The sequence below is a fragment of the Bacillus cihuensis genome (assembly GCF_000504145.1).
GTDB lineage: Bacteria > Bacillota > Bacilli > Bacillales > DSM-1321 > Peribacillus > Peribacillus huizhouensis.
Genome location: NZ_KI632497.1, coordinates 634,408 through 656,621 on the forward strand (window position 1 = coordinate 634,408; position 22,214 = coordinate 656,621).

The 22,214-nt window shown below is 37.6% G+C and carries 20 protein-coding genes and 1 pseudogene; 4 read left to right on the top strand and 17 right to left on the bottom strand.

All coding sequences use genetic code 11. The features are described from left to right. Nucleotide 1: 1 nt before the first annotated feature. The 3 genes from V179_RS0121225 to V179_RS0121235 form a co-directional block, all read right to left on the bottom strand. The gene (locus V179_RS0121225) at nt 2-586 is read right to left on the bottom strand and encodes a glycerol-3-phosphate acyltransferase (RefSeq protein ID WP_034302144.1); all 585 of its coding nucleotides are present in this window, start codon (nt 584-586) and stop codon (nt 2-4) included. A 392-nt stretch (nt 587-978) separates the two neighbouring features. Next, nucleotides 979-2,997, bottom strand: a complete 2,019-nt coding sequence (locus V179_RS0121230; RefSeq protein ID WP_028393267.1) for an ABC transporter ATP-binding protein — start codon at nt 2,995-2,997, stop codon at nt 979-981. Beyond that, nucleotides 2,994-4,745 (bottom strand): ABC transporter ATP-binding protein, encoded by a 1,752-nt coding sequence (locus V179_RS0121235; protein WP_028393268.1) that lies wholly within the window; start codon nt 4,743-4,745, stop codon nt 2,994-2,996. Before V179_RS0121235 ends, V179_RS0121230 begins: the two co-directional genes overlap by 4 nt. Nucleotides 4,746-5,309: 564 nt before the next feature. On the opposite strand from V179_RS0121235, the gene V179_RS28455 reads away from it, so the two are divergent. Continuing rightward, complete coding sequence (locus V179_RS28455) at nt 5,310-5,666, top strand: hypothetical protein (RefSeq protein ID WP_051405069.1); 357 nt, start codon at nt 5,310-5,312, stop codon at nt 5,664-5,666. An 8-nt stretch (nt 5,667-5,674) separates the two neighbouring features. Here the strand turns inward: V179_RS28455 and lepB are convergent, their stop codons facing one another. The 11 genes from lepB to V179_RS0121300 form a co-directional block, all read right to left on the bottom strand. Further along, nucleotides 5,675-6,217 carry a signal peptidase I gene (gene lepB / locus V179_RS0121245; RefSeq protein ID WP_028393269.1) on the bottom strand — a complete coding sequence of 181 codons (543 nt, stop codon included), beginning with the start codon at nt 6,215-6,217 and terminating at the stop codon, nt 5,675-5,677. A gap of 706 nt (nt 6,218-6,923) precedes the next feature. Further along, complete coding sequence (locus V179_RS0121250) at nt 6,924-8,189, bottom strand: exo-beta-N-acetylmuramidase NamZ family protein (RefSeq protein WP_028393270.1); 1,266 nt, start codon at nt 8,187-8,189, stop codon at nt 6,924-6,926. A 16-nt stretch (nt 8,190-8,205) separates the two neighbouring features. After that, nucleotides 8,206-10,263 (bottom strand): glycoside hydrolase family 3 protein, encoded by a 2,058-nt coding sequence (locus V179_RS0121255; RefSeq protein ID WP_028393271.1) that lies wholly within the window; start codon nt 10,261-10,263, stop codon nt 8,206-8,208. A 522-nt stretch (nt 10,264-10,785) separates the two neighbouring features. Beyond that, entirely contained in the window at nt 10,786-11,553 is a 768-nt protein-coding gene (locus V179_RS28460) for an ABC transporter permease (protein WP_051405070.1), read from the bottom strand. Nucleotide 11,554: 1 nt separating this feature from the next. Beyond that, a complete protein-coding gene (locus V179_RS0121265) occupies nt 11,555-12,463 on the bottom strand; it encodes an ABC transporter ATP-binding protein (protein ID WP_028393272.1) in 909 nt (302 codons plus the stop codon). Between the two features lie 22 nt (nt 12,464-12,485). Next, entirely contained in the window at nt 12,486-12,680 is a 195-nt protein-coding gene (locus V179_RS0121270) for a PLD nuclease N-terminal domain-containing protein (RefSeq protein WP_028393273.1), read from the bottom strand. 363 nt (nt 12,681-13,043) lie between these two features. Then, on the bottom strand, nt 13,044-13,211 hold the full coding sequence (locus V179_RS31130; protein ID WP_154664022.1) for a hypothetical protein: 168 nt from the start codon (nt 13,209-13,211) through the stop codon (nt 13,044-13,046). A 44-nt stretch (nt 13,212-13,255) separates the two neighbouring features. Further along, nucleotides 13,256-13,894 carry an SdpI family protein gene (locus V179_RS0121280; protein WP_028393274.1) on the bottom strand — a complete coding sequence of 213 codons (639 nt, stop codon included), beginning with the start codon at nt 13,892-13,894 and terminating at the stop codon, nt 13,256-13,258. Further along, nucleotides 13,891-14,163: an autorepressor SdpR family transcription factor gene (locus V179_RS0121285; protein WP_028393275.1), complete on the bottom strand. Its 273-nt coding sequence runs from the start codon at nt 14,161-14,163 to the stop codon at nt 13,891-13,893. Before V179_RS0121285 ends, V179_RS0121280 begins: the two co-directional genes overlap by 4 nt. 443 nt (nt 14,164-14,606) lie before the next feature. Next, nucleotides 14,607-15,971: a TrkH family potassium uptake protein gene (locus tag V179_RS0121295; RefSeq protein WP_028393276.1), complete on the bottom strand. Its 1,365-nt coding sequence runs from the start codon at nt 15,969-15,971 to the stop codon at nt 14,607-14,609. 488 nt (nt 15,972-16,459) lie between these two features. Beyond that, nucleotides 16,460-17,290 (bottom strand): HAD family hydrolase, encoded by an 831-nt coding sequence (locus V179_RS0121300; RefSeq protein WP_235179182.1) that lies wholly within the window; start codon nt 17,288-17,290, stop codon nt 16,460-16,462. A 291-nt stretch (nt 17,291-17,581) separates the two neighbouring features. Between V179_RS0121300 and V179_RS30255 the strand changes: the two are divergent. After that, nucleotides 17,582-18,523: pseudogene (locus tag V179_RS30255) on the top strand (IS1595 family transposase). Between the two features lie 59 nt (nt 18,524-18,582). Further along, nucleotides 18,583-19,053 carry a hypothetical protein gene (locus V179_RS0121310; RefSeq protein WP_028393279.1) on the top strand — a complete coding sequence of 157 codons (471 nt, stop codon included), beginning with the start codon at nt 18,583-18,585 and terminating at the stop codon, nt 19,051-19,053. A gap of 167 nt (nt 19,054-19,220) precedes the next feature. Here the strand turns inward: V179_RS0121310 and V179_RS32540 are convergent, their stop codons facing one another. Both V179_RS32540 and iadA read right to left on the bottom strand, forming a co-directional pair. After that, nucleotides 19,221-19,397, bottom strand: coding sequence for a YjcZ family sporulation protein (locus V179_RS32540; protein WP_084552453.1), 177 nt, complete (start codon nt 19,395-19,397; stop codon nt 19,221-19,223). A 133-nt stretch (nt 19,398-19,530) separates the two neighbouring features. After that, a complete protein-coding gene (gene iadA, locus V179_RS0121320) occupies nt 19,531-20,706 on the bottom strand; it encodes a beta-aspartyl-peptidase (protein WP_028393280.1) in 1,176 nt (391 codons plus the stop codon). A gap of 239 nt (nt 20,707-20,945) precedes the next feature. Between iadA and V179_RS0121325 the strand changes: the two genes are divergently transcribed. Continuing rightward, nucleotides 20,946-21,266, top strand: coding sequence for a hypothetical protein (locus tag V179_RS0121325; protein ID WP_028393281.1), 321 nt, complete (start codon nt 20,946-20,948; stop codon nt 21,264-21,266). Nucleotides 21,267-21,863: 597 nt separating this feature from the next. Here V179_RS0121325 and V179_RS30825 read toward each other — a convergent pair. Then, nucleotides 21,864-22,202: a hypothetical protein gene (locus V179_RS30825; protein WP_051405071.1), complete on the bottom strand. Its 339-nt coding sequence runs from the start codon at nt 22,200-22,202 to the stop codon at nt 21,864-21,866. Nucleotides 22,203-22,214: the final 12 nt, after the last annotated feature.

Here is a 22,214-nt window from a genome sequence, read left to right on the forward strand (position 1 = left end):
TTCACTCTCCTATGTCGTTCTTAGTTTTCTTCTTCCTGCTGTTCGGTATATGAACGAGTAGGACAATAATCAGCATACACAGAAAGCCTATTGAATAAGTCCATGAATGCCCTGTTGCATAAGCAGTAATCGGAATTGTCATCATTGAGATTAATCCAGGAATTGTAATTCTACGAAACATTACATATCCGATTCCCATAACAATTCCTGTCACCAAAATAGCGACTGGGACAAGATAAAGGGTAACGGCTAAAAAAACGACGACTCCTTTGCCGCCACGAAATTGGAGCTGGATTGGCCAAATGTGTCCGATCAATAAACAAAAAGCACATATTAGCATGACCAATTCACTTTCTTCTATTAGGGTATTAACGATGAACAAAGCCATAAACACCTTTATAGCATCAATGACTACCGTAAAAAAAAAACCTTTTTTTCCTAGTTGCCGTCCTGCGTTTCTTGCACCAGCATTCCCGCTCCCTAGTTTACGAATATCTTTTCCCATCTTCCATTTACTAAAATAATAGGCTCCATTTATACAGCCAAAAGCATAAGATAGTGCGATTAATAATATCGGTTGAGTCATCAAACCGCTCCATTCACTGCATTCAATTGGATTCTTTTTCTACCAATCCTGTTTATTTCCATTTTATATGAAAATACTACACAATTAAAGGAAATACAATGGATTCTTTTTAAGTAGCAATTACATGCTATATATGCTGAAAATAAGAAGGTATGACTAAATAGAAATGCTTTTTTTGTTTTAACGCATATCTACAATCTTGCCGCTATTTTATTCAATTTATATTAAGTGAAACTTCAATCAGTGAGAGTTTCTTTCATCCCCCACCTACGCTTCTTCATCTCCCTAAGCCTTGAGGTGGGGGTTTTACTGCCTGTTAATGATTAAAAAACGGCTCCATACCTATTTAAGAGGAGCCATTTAGCAAAAAACCGTTTATTCGATAATTCTTGTTATCCTGCAACCTCATTCTTCTGGCCTTGCTGTAATTCATACATTTGAAAATACTTTCCTTTCAGAGCAATCAATTCATCATGATTCCCCTTTTCAAAAATGCGTCCTTTATCAAGGACAAGAATTTGATCCGCATTTTTGATCGTTGAGAGTCGATGTGCAATGATGAAGGTTGTTCTACCTTTTTTCAAGACATCCATGCCAGATTGAATAATTGCTTCTGTTTCAGTATCAATACTTGCAGTCGCTTCATCTAAAATGAGGATGGCTGGGTTAAAGGCAAGTGCCCGGGCAAATGAAATGAGCTGACGCTGTCCAGAAGAAAGCGTACTGCCTTTTTCAATCACTGGCTCATCTAATCCTTTCGATAGATGACTTAATACTTTATCGCCGCCAACATCACGTAGTGCTTTTTCAATTGCTTCTCGAGTAATCGCTTCATTTTCAAGGTTAATATTGGAGGCAATTGTGCCTGTGAACAAATAAGGATCTTGGAGCACAATACCCATGTGCTCCCTTAAAGCTTGATGAGGAATTTCTTGAATATTTTTCCCATCTATCATGATCTGTCCTTTATTCGTATCATAGAACCGAAATAGTAAATTCATAATAGAGCTTTTTCCTGATCCAGTATGTCCCACCAAGGCAATGGTTTCCCCTTGCTTCGCTTGGAACGTAATATTTTTTAACACATATTCATTTTCTTTATAGCCGAATGATACATCCTTAAATTCTACATTTCCTTTGTAACGCGGCATGCTTTCATCCTCAACTGAAATTCCTGGTTCATCCAACAAGCCGAAAGCCCGTTCTCCCGCCACCAAAGCTTGCTCCAGGTTTGCGAACTGATTGACGATTCCTTGTACTGGCTGTAATAAACGATTGATAAAATCTACAACCGCATACAGCATTCCTAAAGAAATGGCGCTTGAAGCGGTCATTGACATCCCACCGAAATACCAGATGAACAGTACTAATGCAATGGTTTTTAATATGCCAATTAAATTGTAACTAGTGAGTGAATTTAAGCTCAACATTTTATTTTGATACGTAAAATGCTCGTGATTCAATTTTTCAAATGATTCTTTTACAGCTTTTCTTTGGTTAAATGCTTGAATGATCGTCATCCCTGAAATGGATTCATTGATCATACCATTAATATCACTGATTCTTGCTCGAATGATATGGTTATATTTCGAAGCAAACTTCCGATAAATTATTGTCCAAATCATAAGGATTGGAACAAGAACGAGAGCTGTCATTGCGATTGGTGGATTCAAAATAAATAAGGCAGTGAATACACCGACAATATTAATCGTACTTGAGAAAAAATTCGCCAGTACCGTAACATACAGTTCACGGATTGCTTCTGTATCATTTGTAATCCTTGCAACAACCTTCCCGGCTGGTAAGTTATCAAAATAGCGAATCGGCAGCCTTGACATATGTGTGAACAGGTCATTACGCATCCGTTGGATAATTCGATTTGCTGATTTTTTTAAATAATAGCTTTGGAAAAATTGAAGCAACGAGGAGATTAAGACGAGACTGAAATAAAAAACGACGAGCATGAGAATTCTAGCAATCTCCGGTTGATAAAAGGCAAACAAATCTTCTTTTCCTAAAACAGTTGCAGGATATTTCTCAGATTGCCCATTTTTCGTAACTGTTAAAGTCACCCCATCCAACTTCCGGCTACCTTCAAACGGTACAATGTCCTCAACAAAGACAAATTTAGTCCCAACCTGTAGTACCCTGATTTCCTTTCCTCTCGTCTCTTGATTATTAAAATAGTCGTCTCGTTTATACCAATTCCCTTGGTAAAATACGGCGTCTTTACTTTTTTCTGTTTCGTACCACTCCGATTCTATACCAAGAATATGGGAATCTATGATTTTCTTTGCAACGAAAGGTCCTGTTAAATCCGCGGCTACGGAAATAGATAACATGATAAGCGCGCCAATAATTAATTTTTTATATAGAATTGCATACTGGTATAGTTTTTTTACAACTTTCATACATTCACCCCAGTTCCCGCCTCTACCTGTTGACGTTCAAATTGTTCCTTGTACCAACCGTCTAAAGCAAGTAAATCTTCATGCCTACCTTCTTCAATCACCTTACCGTTATCAAGAACAATAATCCATTGGGCATGCACAACAGCAGACAGACGATGGGTTGTGATGATCGTCGTTTTTCCGGTACGATCACTTTGAATATTTTCGATGATGGTTGTTTCTGTTTTCGCATCCACAGCAGACAGTGAATCATCGAGAATCAAAATCTCTGGATCTTTAATCAATGCCCTGGCAATCGAAATCCGTTGTTTTTGCCCGCCTGATAGAGCAACCCCTTTCTCACCAACAAGTGTATCAAGCTTTTCAGGTAGCATTTCAAGGTCTTTCTCAAAATCTGCCAAACGAATAGCCTTCGCTAACTCCTCATCAGTTGCATCCTTCTTGCCAAACAAAATATTATCTTTTATGGATCTTGAAAAAAGAAATTGATCTTGTGGTACATAGCCAATCCAGCTCCGAAGTTCTTCAATCTTTAGCTGATTCAATGGCAAACCGCCAATCGAAAGTACCCCTTCGCCAAGCGGGTATTCCCGTAAAAGTTGTTTAACAAATGTCGTTTTCCCACTTCCTGTTTTACCGACAATGCCTAATGTATGACCACGTTCAATTGTTACAGATACATTGTCTAGGTTCACTACTTCAGATGAAGGATACATAAAATGGACAGAATCAAATGATAGATTTTCTGGCTGACCAATTATCCTTGCACTAGGATCATTTTTAACATCTACTTCATAGGACATCGTTTCTATGAGTCGATCAAGTGATGCATTCCCACGTTGCATGATATTAATTAGTTCGCCCATCGCAATCATAGGCCAAATTAACATGCCGAGATAAACGTTAAAGGCTACTAGGTTACCCAGTGTAATCAGCTGCTGGAACACCATATAAGCGCCATATCCAAGACCAATCAAATAACTAATGCCAATAAGAATAGAAATAGTCGGGTCAAACAGTGAATCGATTTTCGCTACTTCTAGGTTCTTCTTATAGACTTCTTCCGTCATATTATTGAAACTGAGTTCATCTTCTCGTTCCTGCACATAAGCCCGAACTACCCGAACTCCCGCAACGGATTCAAGTACTTTATCATTTAAATGACCAAAAGCAGATTGTGCATCTGTAAAACGTTTATGAATTCTTTTGCCATATACTTGCAACATGATTGCCATAATTGGAAGAGGTAAAACGGCTGTGAGTGTTAACGTCCAGCTGATCGTAGCGCCCATCACAAGCAGAATGGTTAAAGTAAACAATACAGCATCAGCAAGAGTTAAGACCCCAAATCCGGCCGTCATGGAAATAGCTTTCAAATCATTGGTAGCTCGGGCCATCAAATCGCCTGTTCTATTTTTTTCATAAAATGTAGGGGTCATTTTCAAAAGATGGCCCATAAATCCAGTCCTTAACTTACGTTCGACCAAGTGAGCGCCACCAAACAGTAAGTAACTCCATAAATAGCCAAAGACATAGGTTGCCATCCCAACTGCTATTAAATAAACGATATATCGAATAATCCCTTCACTCGTTAATACTCCATTATTAATGTCATCAATTACCATCCCAATCAGCTTTGGCGGAATGACCTCCATAATATTTACTAAGCATAAAAAGAAAATCGCAATTGAATATCGTCTCCATTGTTCCTTAAAGTACCAGGATAATTTTCTAAAAATCGAAAACATCTATTTTCCTCCCTTGTTGTTAAATCTGCTTTGTCTAACCGCTTTCTGGATCTCCTACATTGAATTGTCTCACCTTTTTAAGTACTTTCATTTTTGTCCCTCCTTAAGGTTGATCTTGCTTATATTGAAAGGATGCGAATGCACCTTATTCAAAAAACAAAAAGCTCCCGCCACTTAGCGAAAGCTTTTACATATCTTTACGTTCAAACAAGAACGCAAACCATAGAAAAAGCGCAAGCCACGATAATCTCGCAGCCTGCACTTGTTTAAGCACCAGTTAATAACTCTGTCAAAACGTCAAGACAAAGTACATGGGTAGGCTGTGATTGTATTCAAATAGATACGTTTATGGACTCGCATAGCTATTGTCATCATCACGATCGCCTCCCATTCATTGGATTTTTTATACATTTATGTTAATTAGATTACTACCGGTAAAATTTTTTGTCAATTTATTTTTTGATTTTTTGTATATTATTAACAAATTTATTACGAAGTACTTTCTTATCTGTATAAATATCATTACTCAGGTAAAACTAAGTCTTAAAAACTCGAGGTGGAAAAATGAACGGTATTATTCTCATAAACCCTAATTATGCTATTAATGATACAAGCCGACAGGAAAGCTTTATCATTCAGAAAACATTATTATCCAAGTACGCAGAAGAGAACAACTTACAATATACTATATTAAACCCTTACCAAATACATTCTTTCTACACGATTCCCCACGCTCTTCTTTATGACCTAAATAATATGAAGGAAGGTGTCTTGGATTGTCTACTTCTCTATTCCATGAATACGCAGAGCCGTTTTATTGGCATGTATCCCGAGAAATGGCTTGCAATTGTAAGTTTTTTTAGAAATATTTATACCATAAAGGGTGGCCTGACTACACAAGAAGAAAAAATATCTTCATGATCAATTATCTATTCCTTCTGTTGAAGTGGCCACACTTTGAATTTCACTTCTCCAATAATAGATTTCGTGGGAATGTATCCAAAATACCGGCTATCATTACTAATCAAACGGTTATCTCCTAAAACAAATACATAGCCATCAGGGACTGTCGAAAGTCCCGTCACACTTTGCAATGTAAAATCTCCCGTAAGCACTGTTGTCCCATTAAGATGTTCCTTTGCTTTCAATAAATAGGATTCAGGATGCGGTGCTCCATTAATATATAAAAGGTCATCTTTCATTTCCACTCTATCCCCTGGCAGACCGATTACTCGTTTCACATAGTTTCCATCCCCGCTAGGCGCTTGAAAGACGACTGTATCAAACCTATCAATCTCACTCATTTTACTGATGATTACACAGTTACCATCTTGATAATTGGGCATCATGGATTCACCACTCACCAAAGTGGGTGTAAATAGAAAGGTACGGCAAATTATAACAATCATGATAGCAATTACACACGCTTTGAGACACGATACAATTTCACTCTTAACTTGATTAAAGCTCATCAAATCCCCCCTTCCCCAGTCATTACTTTAAGTTTACCATTCTTTTTTTCGAATAATATTAAGATTTTGAAAATATGTCGAAAAAATCTTAATATTACAATTGTAAGAAGAAGCGAAAGTTGAATATCGTTTGAGATTTGCTAGCCTGAGCCAAATTTACACCTAAATTCATTAAACTACCTTTCTAAATTTGTACGATCCGCCCTTTATTACGGTTTTTATAAAAAATCGTAACTAATTGTTGCGGTGCTGGCGATTATTAGAGGCTACATCGGAATTGGCGTGGGCATCCCCCTTCCTTTTCAAACATTTCAATCCGGTAATTAAATTTGCGCTCCAGAATGAAAGGTTTTCGTGCCAGAATCTGCACTTTTCGAGCGAGATTTGAGAATTGCGCGCCAGCGTACATTTATGTTGAAATTCATGAACCCACCTTTCCAAGTTTGCACGATACATCTTTTATTACACATTTAAAAAACTTCTTATTTATATGATGAAATGTGGATACTTATAGCAAATGGCATCAAAGCACTGTCTCTCCGGTCCTCAAGTAGTACTTTATACGCGAAAGGTCTAGAGAATATCGCTCCTTTTAAAAAAAGTTTCTTACATTACTTAAATAGAAAAATTTCCAGATTCATACATAACAAATAAAGGCCATCCTCATTATGATTGGATGACCTTTCATTTATTGAGCCTTTTACTATTAATAAAGTAAATACTGAGATCTTATTTTCTTAAAGTCACTTAATCCTTTTTCCCACTGCTTCTTCATATCTTTCACGCTTCGCCCTTCTTCAATTCCTTGTCGAATCCAACCATTGCCAACAAGTTGGTCGAAGAATGAGATGCCTGTGCTATTAGGTGCACGGAATTGGAACTGATTTGGATATAAATCATGAACAGCCTTTACCATATGAACACCTGTTTCAAATGATTGAAACTTCTTCCGATCTGTTATATGGATCTGTACCCCATGTGATAATTGGTTGGCAAATTTAGAAGTTGTCGGTGTAAAGGATGCCGCCCTGAAAGTTACCCCAGATAATTTGAGCGCGTTTAACTGCTCGGCTAACTCCGTTCCATCGATAAATGGTGCTCCAATTAGTTCAAAAGGCTTTGTTGTACCTCTTCCTTCTGATATATTCGTACCTTCAAACAAAGCTGCGCCCGGATAGACGATAGCAGTGTCAAGTGTAGGTATGTTTGGCGAAGGCAGGACAAATTGCAAAGGTGTCTCATCATAATACATGTCCCGCTTCCAGCCTTTCATCTTGATAACAGTTAAATCCGCACCGATTTTGAACTTGCTATTAAACAGCCGCGCCAATTCCCCTACTGTCATCCCATGCCTTAGTGGAATGGAGTAATTCCCTACAAAAGAAGCATACTTCATGTCTAACACGGTCCCTTCAAATTTAGATCCGGTCAATGGATTTGGGCGATCCAAAACGATGAATGGGATACCTTTTTCCTTTGCTGCTTCCATTGCATATGCCATCGTATAAATATACGTATAGAATCGTGTTCCGACATCTTGAATGTCAAACAAAAGCACATCAATATTTTCTAGCATTTCAGGTGTTGGCTTTCGTGTTTGACCGTACAAGCTATAAACAGGGATACCTGTTTTATCATCGGTATAAAACTCCACATATTCGCCAGCCTGTGCAGAGCCACGGACACCATGTTCTGGTCCGAATAAAGCAGTTAGTTTAATATCATCTTCTTCATTTAAGAGATCAACAATACTAGTAAGCTCTTGATCCACTCCAGTTGGGTTCGTGATCAGTCCCACTCTTTTTCCTTGCAGTAACTTCTTTTGTTCTGAAAGCAATACTTCAACGCCTAATTTGAAATTTTTATCTGTTATTCCTTTATCCTTGTTTGATTTTTCACTCTCCGCCCAGGTAAAGGATAATGATGAAAGAACGAGAGCCATGGTCAAAATCGCAATGAACCTTTTCTTCAACATTCCCCCTCCTCCTTTAAAAGGTTAGTCCATGACCATATTCATATAGCATTCCACCGTCTAGTGTTGGAATAGAGACTGGTAGCTTTCCTTGAGGAGTAATTTTCCCAAAAATAGCTGCTCCAGCGGCTTCAAAACTTGCCGGTCTAAATCCGTACATGGCGAGATACGAATCAATCTCCGGAAATGCCATAACATCATATGGATTACGGATGCCAATTCCGATTACTGGTGCACTTGTCTCAGCAATTACGTGATTAATCATTCTCATTTGTGGATTATCAATTGAACGACCTGCCACTGTCGATGTAAGTGATCCTATAATAACGACTTTAGCATCACGAATCCTTTTCCATTGTTCAGGTGATAGAGTATAGTCTGCATTCGCCTCAACAACCGTTACATGTTGATGGTGTTTTTTAACCGCGTTTGCTAAATCAATGAGATATGTTCGTCCAAGGACGACAATTTCATCCCCTTCATTAAGTTGTAACGGCAATACGTAATTGTTTTTTACAAGCGTTATCGATTGTTCAGCAACTTCTTTTTCAATTTGTTTATGCTCTAGAGAGCCAACAATACTCCGTGCATAAGCGATTTTTTCTTCAATTGGCTGTGGGGATTCTTCCTTCATAATTCCCCGCTTCAATTTCAAAGTGAGAATTCTTTCAACAGATTGTTCAATTCGTTTTTCTGATATGTCCTTCGTTTTTACCGCTTTAACTAAACCACTGGCAACATCCTCCAAGCCAACAGGCATTAAGACGATATCAGTGCCCGCTTTTACAGCACGAATTGCCGCATCGACTGATCCGAAATGCTCGGCAATGGCGTTCATATTCATCGCATCTGTCGTGATAACTCCTTCAAATTTCATTTCATTTCTCATCAATTCTGTTAAGACTTTGTAGGACAATGTTGCAGGGAGCGCAATTTCCTCTCCCGTTTTTTGCGAAATGGCTTTTGTATCATCGATTTTTGGGAAGGTAACATGCGCCGTCATAATCGTATCTATATTTGCCTCCATTGCTATTTGGAAAGGATAAAGTTCAACCTCTTTTAGCCTTTCTTTGTCATAGGGTACCTCAGGTAGACCAAGATGAGAATCGACTGCGGTATCTCCATGCCCCGGGAAATGCTTGGCCGTGGCCGCAACTCCAGCTGCTTGCAAACCTTTAGCATAGGCAGTCCCAAGTTTGGCGACAAGCTTTGGATTCTCTCCAAATGATCGAACACCAATCACTGGGTTATCAGGATTATTATTCACATCTAGGTCAGGAGCAAAGTTCATGTTGATGCCGAGTGAAGCTAATTCCTCTCCAATCGAAAGTCCAACCCTTGAAGCTAACTCAGTAGAACGAGTGGCCCCTAATGCCATATTTCCAGGCATATCAGTTCCAGATTGTAGCCGTGTAACAACCCCACCTTCCTGATCAATTGTCACAAGCATTCCATATTTATCAGCTGCTTCTTGATAATCTGCAACAAGTCTCGCTGTTTGTTCAGTTGATACGACATTTTCTCGGAATAGGATAACCCCACCTAAATGATACTTCTTAACAAGTGCTTCAATCTCTGGAAGCATTTTCGTTACATCACTACCTTTCCACGTTCGGAAGTCTGGCATCAACATTTGTCCAATCTTTTCTTCCAAAGTCATTTTTTTTATGGCTTGATCGATAACGTCATATCTTTTCCCTTTTTTCTTCACCAGCTCACCTTGCTCCTTGTACCGAACACCAATCTGATCCTTTAATTTTCCTTTCGAGACTTTAATCTGAGCACTACCCTTCGTTCCCGTAAACTCTACGTTCCCCAATTGATCAACCTTTGCTACCTTCGGATTCGTTGATTGCCACTTTACCTCTGAAGTTGTGTGTTCAAAGTGACCATCTTCATATTTATAAATCGCTTTTAATACAAATAGATTCCCTGCAATCGTTTCAGTTTGAGGAATATTTTGAAAAATAATCAAGTCTTGGACCATAGTATTCTTTTTCTTTGCTAGAACAGGACTTGCTACTACTAGTTGAGAAATAAGGATTACAATAGTCACCATATACATCCAAATCATTTTCATACTTTGACTCATTACACTCCTCCTCCTTAATAGTAATTCATATTCTTACCTAATTAAGAAAAAACTTCCTATTTGGAAACGATTACAAATAGAATATCGAAAATTGATTAGCTCCGTCTATATTACTTTAGTCCTTTTCAATCGCCTTAAACCCCGAATAATCTACTTAACCTACCTGTTTATTAAGGTCCCTTTTATTCATTACTTAATAAAGTGAAACTTTGGTTTTCTCCATCCCCTACTGATTGTTAATCCCGTTCTACAGTCGCTAAGATCTCATGGCCTGTGAGCAACATAGACGCCATCACATTTTGAGATAGTCAGACGGAATACAGCGTTGCCACAGAGGATTATCTTATGACCTTAAGAAGGCTAGGAGCGGAAACTAGATTAGGCAGGTATCCCCTCCAACGCTTCCGATTCCACTAAACCTTGAGGTAGGGGAAATTACCGACCGTCAATGCGGGATAAACATGAAAAAGGACAGCTTCCTAGGCTATCCTCATACTTTCTCTATTATATTTCCTGCCTTTTTAATTGAGTAATGGCAACAGTTAAAACAAGAGAGATTAACAAAACTGTACCAAGTAAAGGTCCTGCTAATTCAATTATGTTCCCTTTCATAAACTCATTAGCTCCATTCACCAAACCATGCGGCAAATTGTTTGCCCAGGATGATTGAAAAAGTTTAGGGATATTCATGGTCAGCAAATACAGGACCACAGCGGTAAACCCAGCTGTAACCGGAGTTTTAGAAATCGATGATGCGCTGATTGAAAATGTGATAATTAAAACGATAATCGGTAGATAAAGCAGGATGCCAGCGGTAGCATTTGCCCAAATTAGTTTCTCTGAGAATAATAAGTTCGTATAATAAGCAGTTAACAGCATACCGAAGATAAAGCTCCCAACAGCTAACAATGAATATGCTGACCATTTTGCGAGTAAGTAAACAGCTCTACTGACTGGTTTGACAAGCACCATCGCAGCTACTCCTTTTTCTCTTTCACCGGCAATGCTTCCCATTGAAATAAGAACTAATATGATGACACCCATCAGTTCAAAATTACTAAATGCAGCTGACATCATTTCTGATGTTGGTAGTTCTGGTATTTCAATGACAGCCCCTTTAGGCATTTCACTCGCTAATAAATCGGGTAAAAGTTTCATTGATAGTGGGAAACTAATCATTAAGATAGCAAAGGCAATCGGTACGTAAATAATTTTGTACGTACACATCAGTTCTTTCCATTCTTTTTGGAACATACTTATGAAAGTCGTCATATTAACGCACCTTCCTTAAAAAGATATCTTCCAAAGATGGTGTGTCTACCTGATAAGAAACTAGCATGGCACCTGAATATGAAATTAAATTTGGCAATTGGGCACTTGCTATTGTCATATCCTTCACATGCAAGATATAGTCTGCCATGTTCACTTGAATATCCATGACCCACTCCTGTTCATTTAGTACCTTTGTTAATTCTTGCTTTGCTTCCGAAAGGGAAAATCGAATGACTGGACTTGTATATGTTGATTTTAGTTCTTGCATACAAGATGACAAAACGATCTCTCCTTTATCAATCATGATGATGTGATCAGCTATTTTTTCAACATCTTCTAGAATGTGACTTGACATAAAAATCATCATGTCTTCCTTTAGCTTCATGATCATTGTTAACATTTCATGACGCCCAACAGGATCTAAAGCAGATACAGGTTCATCAAGAATTAACAATTTAGGCCGGTTCATTAATGCTTGAGCGAGCCCCAATCTTTGTTTCATGCCTCCGCTGTATCCTGAAATTTTCCGATTGCGAGCCTCCCATATTCCACAATCCTTCAATAAGTTTTCTGTCCGCTCTTCAACCGTCTTCTTCTCCAAACGAAATAGCTGGCCAACCCATTGCATCCATTCATTCCCTGTCATATATTCATAGAATGCAGGATGCTGAGGCAAATAACCCATTATTTCAGCTAATTTTTCTTTCTCCTGTTCCACATCCAATCCATTCACTTTCACAATTCCCGAGGTAGGCTTTAAAAGACCTGCCAAGATTCGGATTGCTGTCGTCTTTCCAGCACCATTTCTTCCGAGAAAGCCGAAACAGCCATTTCCTTCAATTGTAAAACTAATTCCATTTAGCGCCTGAAATGAATTATACTTTTTCGTTACATTCTCACAATATATCATAATACCTCTCTCCTCCCGAATCTCAATCAGTTTTTCTTCCGTATATTAAGTAGAATATCGGTCCAATCGTGCTAATCAGTAAAATTACTAGCACCCAAACGAGTTTATTCTTCCCCTTCACCTCGCCCCTCTCTCGTTTGAGTAAATCCCTGATTGAAATCCCTTTTAAAATGAGTTCAAAAATAATAATTGGAAATAATAGTTGAATATATTCCATAATGCCTCTCTCCTTCTCATTTAGTTATTTAGGTAAATAATTAATTATATGAAACGATTGTAAAATCCGTTATTTTTTTTATATTAATGGAAGCCCCTTTCATCCTAAATTCATACATGTTTGAAATAAGTCTAATATGTCGACTTGTCCAATCAATTTTTCGAACCAAGAATATACTATATCTGTGTAGAGGAGGTGTTTTCATGAGTCACGGAAATAGGAATCATTCTTGCAAGCATTCGAATAAAAATTGCTGTCACAAGTATAGCCATTGTTATTGGGATAATTTCATGGATAATGTATTATATGAATGTTCTAATTGGGAAGATCGGTATGGAGGATCTAACCGAAGGTAGTTTTATCTTAGACAAGTGATGAGAGAAACCATGTAAATTGCTGCATGGTTTCTTGTGTTTTTTTAACTGCATTAGCATTTACAGACAGTTCCATTGCATCTTCTTTATCACGGATATTCTCAGAGTATAATACTACAACTAAATAAAAGAGAACAATGAAGCCTAACGTGAGCAATTAGAATCGCTCATTCATGGACTGTTCCAAGGAGTCACAAAGGACTACCCTAGATCCGTTCTTCGGAATATCCAATACGAATAAGCAATAGGTAGAAGGATGATTAGAAAAATAACGGAAAACATGAATTTTCCAACCAATAGACTTGGTAAAAAAGGAATAAGCATAAATAATACACCAGCTAGAATAAAGATTCGTGACCCAAAGCGATGCGTTTTTTTCCAAACGGTATCATTGCTTAATGTCCAAGGTGTTCTTATCCCAATAAAATAATTTGGTTTGACAGAATGCATATAATTTCCCAGCACGATAAACAAGATGCCAACGATAAATGGAACCACCTTTCCAATAGGGATGTCATAGCCTATTCCAGTAAAAATAACGAGGGCATTTAACAAAAAAAGAAAAAATAAAATCGCCATTGTAATCATAGAATAAGGTCTTGAAAATTTCTGATAATTCTTCCTCTTCGGATCAAATTTAGGTGAAAAAATCAGCAATACGTGTAGAAAGATCATCATGCCTAGATTTATTAACAGTGCATTAAATTTCGTTGCATACCCATCTGCGACTCCATTGAGATTCCAATGAATCGGTATTCGCGCTGGCAACTGTTGATAGAAAACAAACCATAAGATAGCAGTGGCCGCAATCAATAATCCAGGTAAAAGATGCTTCTTCATTTCTGTCCATCTCCTTTGTCAATAAACTCCAGTGCCCAGCTGATTAATTCCTGGAACACCGTCGTATTTAACGAATATACAACAAACTGACCCTTTTTTTCATCCTGCACAAGATCGGCATTTTTCAATAATTTGAGGTGTTGAGAAATGCTCGGTTTTGTCATATTAAAATGATCGGAAATTTCCCCTGCCGTTAAATCTCGATCCTTCAATAAGTCCAAGATTTTTCTTCGGGTTGGATCAGAAAGGGCCTTAAACGCATTATTCATAGGTTTTTTCCTTTCGAATTCATTTAAGTATTTAACTAAATACTACACTAATCTGTTTTATTTGTAAATATAGGATTTATTTTTTGGCTCTGTTAAACTTGTCTGTTAATTGAAACGAAAGGCGTTTGCTTTCCGCGGGCGGATCGGGATCCTTCTCGGCGCTGTGCGCCTGTGAGGTCTCGCTTTTCCCGCAGGAGTCTCACGTCTTTCGCTCCAATCAACTTATACCAAATTCAGCAATGTACTTTAACATAGTCTATTTATTAATAGCGACAACGGTTACAGTATGGCGCGCAAATTCAACTTCTGGATCACAATGACCAAAAAGTATGGTTGTGAAACAATGAGCAAAATCTTTTAAGCCCATATTAGAAAGCTCCCTTTTTTCTTGGATTCAAATAAAAAAATCCGGGTCTCCTAAAAACGGTCCCCGAATTTTTCTATCAACCTATAATAACTCTTTCTTTCGGATAATGATAATTTGCTTCCTTTTTCTTGCCGCCAATAATAAATAAGAATGAAGTAAGACCAATTCTTCCTATGAACATCAATATCATTAGAACAAATTTCCCAAAAATGCTAAGATCCGGGGTAATCCCCATCGATAAGCCTACCGTACCGAAGGCCGAGCAAACTTCAAATATTATGGCAATAAGCTGATTTTGACTATCCGAAATACTGATTGCGACAACCGACATAAAGCACATGACAAGAGCCAGTAAAGAAATGGCCAGTGACTTCATAATATCATCTTGATGAAGCTCTCGATTAAACACTTTAATATCACGATTTCCTTTAGCAAAATGATAAATAAATAATATATTTAAAGCAAATGTCGTTGTTCGGATACCTCCCCCCACCGAGGTCGGCGATCCACCAATAAACATTAAAACACTCATGACTAAAAGCGTAGGCATCGTAAATTCAGTAACATCCATTGTAGATAATCCCGCACTCCTAGTCGTTGCTGCTTGGAATAAAGCATAGAAAAAGCTTTTATGCCATGTCATACCCTTAAAATAATGCTGGTATTCAATGATCAAAATAAGGATTGTCCCCAACACGAGAAGAATTCCATATGTTGTTGTCGCCAATCTTGTAAATAGTGAAAAACGGAAAGGATTTTCAAGTTCCGTCTTTTTCCTAAATAAAAATTCCTTTACTTCAATTAAAACAGGGAATCCAATTGCCCCAAGAATGATTAGTATAATGGTTATCAATTGTACAAAATAATCACTCGCATAAGGAACAAGGGATTGACCAGTTATATCCATTCCAGCATTAGTTGTCGCAGTTACAGATGCAAACAAACCATGGAGAAAAGCTTCTTTCCAAGTTGGATAATAGTTTAAGAAATGCACCCCTAAAACAAGTGCCCCTAAAAGCTCAATAAGAAGAATGAGCTTTAAAATATCTTTTACTAATTTAACGAGTCCTGATAATGCTAACTGATTATTATCGGCCATTATAAGACGACGTCCACGCAATCCAATTTTCCGACCTAAAATCATCCAGAGAAATGTACTAATCGCCATAATGCCGAGTCCTGCGAACTGCAAGACGATCATAATGACAAAATATCCAAATACACTATATGTTTCAGAAATATTAAAAACAGTTAAACCTGTATCACTTACCACACTGACAGCTGTAAAGACAGTATCGATAAAGGCCACTTCAACCCCAGGCTTATGGACCGCTGGAATACTGAATAATAGAATTGATACAGTTACGGCCATTAGATAATAGCCTGTAATAATCTTTGCAGGTGACAGTTTCTCCAGCCTGCTTCTTACGTTACTCCACATTGATTACATATCCCTTCGGTGTTTTTCATATCCCCTATCATAAAGAATATTAGTTGGATTTGAAAGTACATTTTATCTTTTGTTGACTTTTTATTTTTCCCCTTGTTTAGTGCTGAATTCTCGCATTGAGATGTTAATCAAAATGTTACGTCGACTCCTTATGTCATATAAACGACCATATTGTACATCACTTTATAAGTATCTACGCCTGAAGGCAAGTCTAAGCGTCTGACGCCTAAATACATTAGAATCTCTTTATCTTTCTAAACGATTTATTTGTTTACAAGTAATTTCCGATTGTTCTTCAATTTCGACCAAATATCTAGATAGCACGAAAATAAGGATGTCCCGTAAAAGGGAAAACTCCGCAATTCATCCAACAGTTTACATAAAATGTAAATTTCTCTACAAGCTAGATGGCGAGTGCGCAGTCAGACCTTTATGGGACATCCTCATTATTTAATCATATATATTTTTAAACTTTGCTATTACACGACTATTTCCTCTTCTGTACTTATTAATTTTAAAAGATGACGCACTGCATAAGCAAACCCATCTTCATCATTTGTCTTTGTAATTAAATCCGCTTTTTGTTGAATATGAAGGGGAGCATTTCCCATCGCAACTGATTTAGTTGCTACCTCAAATTGGGCAAGATCGTTGCCCCCATCTCCAAAAGCATAAATCTCATCAAACGATAGGTTCATAATTTCTTGATATCGAAACAACGCTTTCCCCTTATGTGCTTCATGTGAAGTAATTTCTAAATTATTGGGGAATGAAGAAGCCATCGTAACGTCATCGATACCCGCTAATGCCTTTGTTACTTCTTCAATTCTTTCCACATCTTCTTGGTGGACCAATGCAATTAATTTATAGATTTTAAGATTGTCATATTTTAAAATGTCATCGTAATTATATTCTTGAAATAGAGTATTTAGTTCTTCTTTGCTCTTATGATGTAGAGGTGGCAATGTAGAAGGGAACCCACCATAATTCGTATAGACAAGAATACCCACGTCTAATTTTTGTAAAACAGAGAATATCTTTTTATATGTCGAAATAGAAAGGGTTGCTTCATATAATATCTCACCGCTTTCTGAATATAGAACAGAACCATTAACACAAAAAATCGGGACAACCAACTTCTGTACAGCTTCTAGTTTCACTACATCCGCATGAGCACGGCCCGTATTCAAAATGAGCTGATAACCTTTTTCAGTTAACTCTTCTAAAGCCCTTATACTTCCTTCGGTAATTTCATCTCGAGAAGTTAACAACGTCCCATCTAAATCAATTGAAATACATTTCATCTTCATCCCAATCCCTTTCTTCTTTTAATATATATATATACGTACATACTATCTCAAACGAGAGTTTAATGCTCCTGTTTTTTTATGTCAAAGGGTTTTAACTTTTCCACATCTATGTATTTTTAGGAATTTTACTTTTTATGGATGCGATTCCAGTCCTAATTTCCCTCTATTCGGACTACCATGTATCAAATCAATGTGCTTCTTTTAAAATAGGCTCTGTCCTGTCCGAAATCTTGATATAATCAACACAAGAACAAGTATTCGGGGGGTCAAGGTGAGCAAGCGTTTAGCAACTTGTTAAAGTATATCGACAAATTACCACACACCAATAAAGAACAAATCTATCAATGGGTTAAACGCTATGTTGAACCTTCTTCCTTTGCTGGTGGGCGTTTAATCCTTCAAGGAAGGATTTGAGTGTCCCCAGTGTTCATCAGAACACGTTGTTCGGTTCGGGAAATATAATGGTCGGCAACGGTATCACTGTAAATGCTGTGGTATAACCTTCACCGACACTGTTTTGTACCGTACTCGGAAGGGCAACGAATGGATTACCTTGTTGATTGTATGTTCAAAGGGTATTCCCTGCGAAAGTCGGCTGGAATCGTAGGGGTTACTTGGGTTACGCTTTTTTATTGGAGACACAAATCGCTGAACGCTTTAAAGCAAATGGATGTTGGATGTTGAACATTTTGAAGGTATCGTTGAAATTGACGAAACCTATTTCCTATACTCTCAAAAGGGACAAAGGCGCATTAATTAACGCAAACCTCGCAAACGTGGCGGAAAGTCCAAACATAGGGGAATAAGCCACAAACAGGTTTGTGTTCTCAGACCGTACAAAAGCAACTGTCTCCAAAATTGCTTGTATGGGGCGAATTGTAAAAACAAAAGTCGAAACTTTAATTGGTTTTAAATTAACTAAATAAACGTGCTTGTCACAGATGCTTGGAGAGCCTACAAAACCAATGCAAAAGAAAAAGGTTTAGAAAATTACCGAATTAAATCAGACGGTGGCAAACACGTTATTAAGGGCTTGTATCACATCCAAAAATGTCAATGGTCTCCATTCCCGTTTTAAAGGTGTGGCTACAAAATATCTTGATAATTACCTTGCTTGGTTTTTATTTGTCGATAGTCGTAGTAACGAAAGCACAAAACAACATATTAACATCATTTGTATTTGAAATGACAGACACATATGATAGTTTGCGGATGTCAAAATTCAATGTGTAGTCCTTTTCAATTGTCCAAAATAAGCAAATATAAACTTGTTAAATAGGGGGAAACTATCATTGAAAAAGTTTCGTGGAAAAAAGCGTTATTTTCGTAACTTGTGGCGAGAGTTAGATGTAGAGCAATATGATTTAGACTTTGGGCAGGAAGGTTGGTTTGATACTTGGCATACCCATCTTGATTTTTACGGGTTTGGGAATAATAGTGTGAAAATAAGAAGAGAGTATATAAAAGCACATATAGTTTTATATAACAGTTTATTAGAAAAGCTCCGAACATTCGATAAACCTTATCAATTGTGGATTGGATTAGTTGATGAAGATGCAGGTTTAGATGCAGTCTATATCCACACTCCTAATCCTAATGATGACAATTTCCCGCTTAAAATAGAAAATTTAAGTTGGGATTGCACTATCCCAAAATATTTCAAGGATTTAATAAACCTAAACGAATTTAATGTAGGTCATTATAAGTGGGAATCGAATAACCACTACATTATCCAATCAAAAAATAATGGGATTAAATTGTAGAATTATATTCAACTAAGAGACTTTTGTTTATAAGTATAGGGGAACTTGCAAAAATAAGAGTTCCTCCAAAATTTTATCAAAAAATCAACATTAAAATTTAACAGAGTCTTAAAATAAGAATTGAAGAAACCGACCCAAAATTAGGTCGGTTTTTTATTAATGTTTTATCAGCAGTATCCACCATGTCCACCATATCCGTATCCTGGAGCGCCCCCATAGCCGAAGCCACCGCCGCCGAAGCCACCGGCACAACTACATCCAACAATGATTAAAAGTATAAACAAAACAACGATAAAGGCGAAACCTCCACCAAATCCAAAACCACCATCTACACAACCTGACATACTCAAACATCTCCTTTTTGTTTTTTCGGAGGTACTTTCATGGGTTGATTTTATTGTATGTTTGAATTAGGTAAGTGACACAAGTAAATGAATAAATATTAAAAAGTGGATTCGCACACTTGCTCTAGTCCTCTCAATTCTCAAAAGTACCTTTTACAATCGCTTCACCATTTTCAACCATTTTTCTTCCCATTGCAATAACCGTATCAATTTTGTAAGTCATTTTGTTCATTAACAAAAGATCCGCATCCAAGCCTTCTTCAATGCGCCCTTTTCCCTGTAATTTTAAAATATTTGCTGGATTTTCAGTTACAACTCTGATCGCATCTTCTATCGACACACCGTCCTCAATTATTGCATCTACAACCGATTCGTAAAGAGACATGCACTTTCCGACATTGAGCCCTAGCAACTTTCCAGCTCCATCAAAATTCGGAAGGCTCGCTTGGCCATCAGAGGTAAACGTAATCTTCTTAGGATCGACTCCTGCATCCAACGCTTGTTTTAAAGCTGTACTTGCTTTCACTTCTCCATCATTCAAGAATTGTTGGACTGTGCTTGTTGTGAAATCAATATAACCGCCCTTTTTGGCATATTTGATCCCTGCTTCAAATAGGTGACGATTACGATTGATATGTGTAGGATAAAACTGACTGATTGGCAGTTCTGTTTTTTCCACTACTTGCTCGATTACCTGTAAATGATCATGGCTATCTCCTACATGGATATTCACGATACCTGATTTCCCTGATAAAAGGCCCCCATTTCTAGCTTGGGAAGCGAGTTTAGCCATTTCTTTCACAGTCGGCTGCGATGAACGATGGTCAGCAATCGCAATTTCCCCAACACCAATAATTTTATCAATTAATATCAGGTCGTCTTCTATTTTACCTGTCAATGTTTTTACAGGTACTTGATACGAGCCTGTTTGGACAAAACAGGTGATGCCTTCCTCTTCAAGCGCTCTCGCTTTTGCCAATAATGCGGGCATCGTCCTCGTCGTCCCGTCCGTTCCAATAACTCCGACTAATGTTGTAATTCCTGCAAGGGTAGCATCTGTTAACTGAATTTCCGGCGTTCGCGTCTTATAACCACCTTCTCCACCACCGCCAATGAGATGAACATGTGCATCGATAAATCCTGGAACGACTAACTTTCCAGTGGCGTCGATTACTTCCATTTCAACGAAATGTTCTGGCTTTTCAATTTTATCTTGCACGAAACCGATTTGCTTCCCTACCAACAAAACGTCTTTTTTCCCTAGATAATTTGGAGCATACACTTCACCATTTTTTATTAAAGTTAACATGAATGTCTTCCTTTCTATATATAACTACTACTTTTTAACATTTAGCTAACAACCTATAATATCCCTTAACCAACATAGAATTTCAGGATTCTAAAAACTAGGTTCTCCTAATAAAATACCCACTTAAAAGGTTTTATTTAATAGAACCAGGGGTACATACCTATCATATCCAATATAAACAATGGGAAATCGAAGAACAAAACTTAACTTAAATAATTCCATAAAAGGAGGCTTTAATTATGAAACCAACTAAATCTCAAATTACGATTAACAAACAACTCAATATCCGACAAATTATGGATTTGTTCCAAATCATAAAAGACTATTCCGGCTCGATTACATTCCAATGTGAAACGCGCACTGTGGAACCAGAACGTTTATCTAAACTTGTTTCTTTCATGCTTACTTTAAAAGAGTGCAACCAACTAACAATACATATATCCGGTAACCATACTCAGTATGTCCTAGCCAAAATTAATAATTGTTGTCAGCCTAGCCAACAACATCGAGAAACCTCATACAAGATTTACTTGAATAATAATAGGAAACTTCAATCATAGGAGGCTGTCTCATCCCTTACTAATGGTTAGTCCCGTTCTATTGTCGCTAAATCACATTCTTACGATACATTAACATTTAGTATTCGATAATGATAATAGGAAGTGAATGAGATCAATTCTAATGATTATTGGTGCCATCGTGGTAATTGGTTTTCTTATTAACCTAATTTTTCAATACAATTTCAACAAATTATCTCATTATTTAATAGGTGGGTTCCCCAAAAGGGTCATAATCTTTACACCGTTTATCCCACATTAACGGGTAATCCCCCCACTTCAAGGCTTAGAGATTTCAAATATGCTTAGATGGGGGATAACTGCCCGTAAAAGCTCGAGTAGTGAGATACAGGGAAACTTACCAATGCATGAGCAGAGATGTAGTTTGTGAGCCCACAGGATGGGTAACTCAGACGAAAGACTAAAGGGCACGGCATACTTAGCTGTGATTCATTGAATCGGGTTCGTGCTGTCGATTGATCGATGCGAAAGCGAAGATCTTAGCGATAGTAGAAATGGATTAACAATCAATGGGGGATGAAGCCCCCACTGATTGAAGTTTCCCTTGATCTTTAAAACCTAGAGATTAATTTTACTTTATCACTTTAGCAAATTGTCCCACCATTTTTTCCAAGAATCCTTTAGTTCGTTTCCTTTATCACGCCAATATTGTTCTCGTTCTTGTTTTTCGAGTTCTTTTTTTCGTTCCTCTATTAACTGTTCCAAACTTTCTACACGAAAAGATTCCGCTTGCTGATTTTCAAGAACATTCGACATAACTTTTTGAAAAATAAGTGCTGTTCCTTGACTACTATGCGTGGTTAAATAATGATCTTTATCTGAACGATCATACCCCACCCAGACCGCTCCGACTAATGAAGGTGTGTACCCTACGAACCACTGGTCTTTTACACCACTTTTGACACCAGGAATTGTCACTTGAACAGAGCC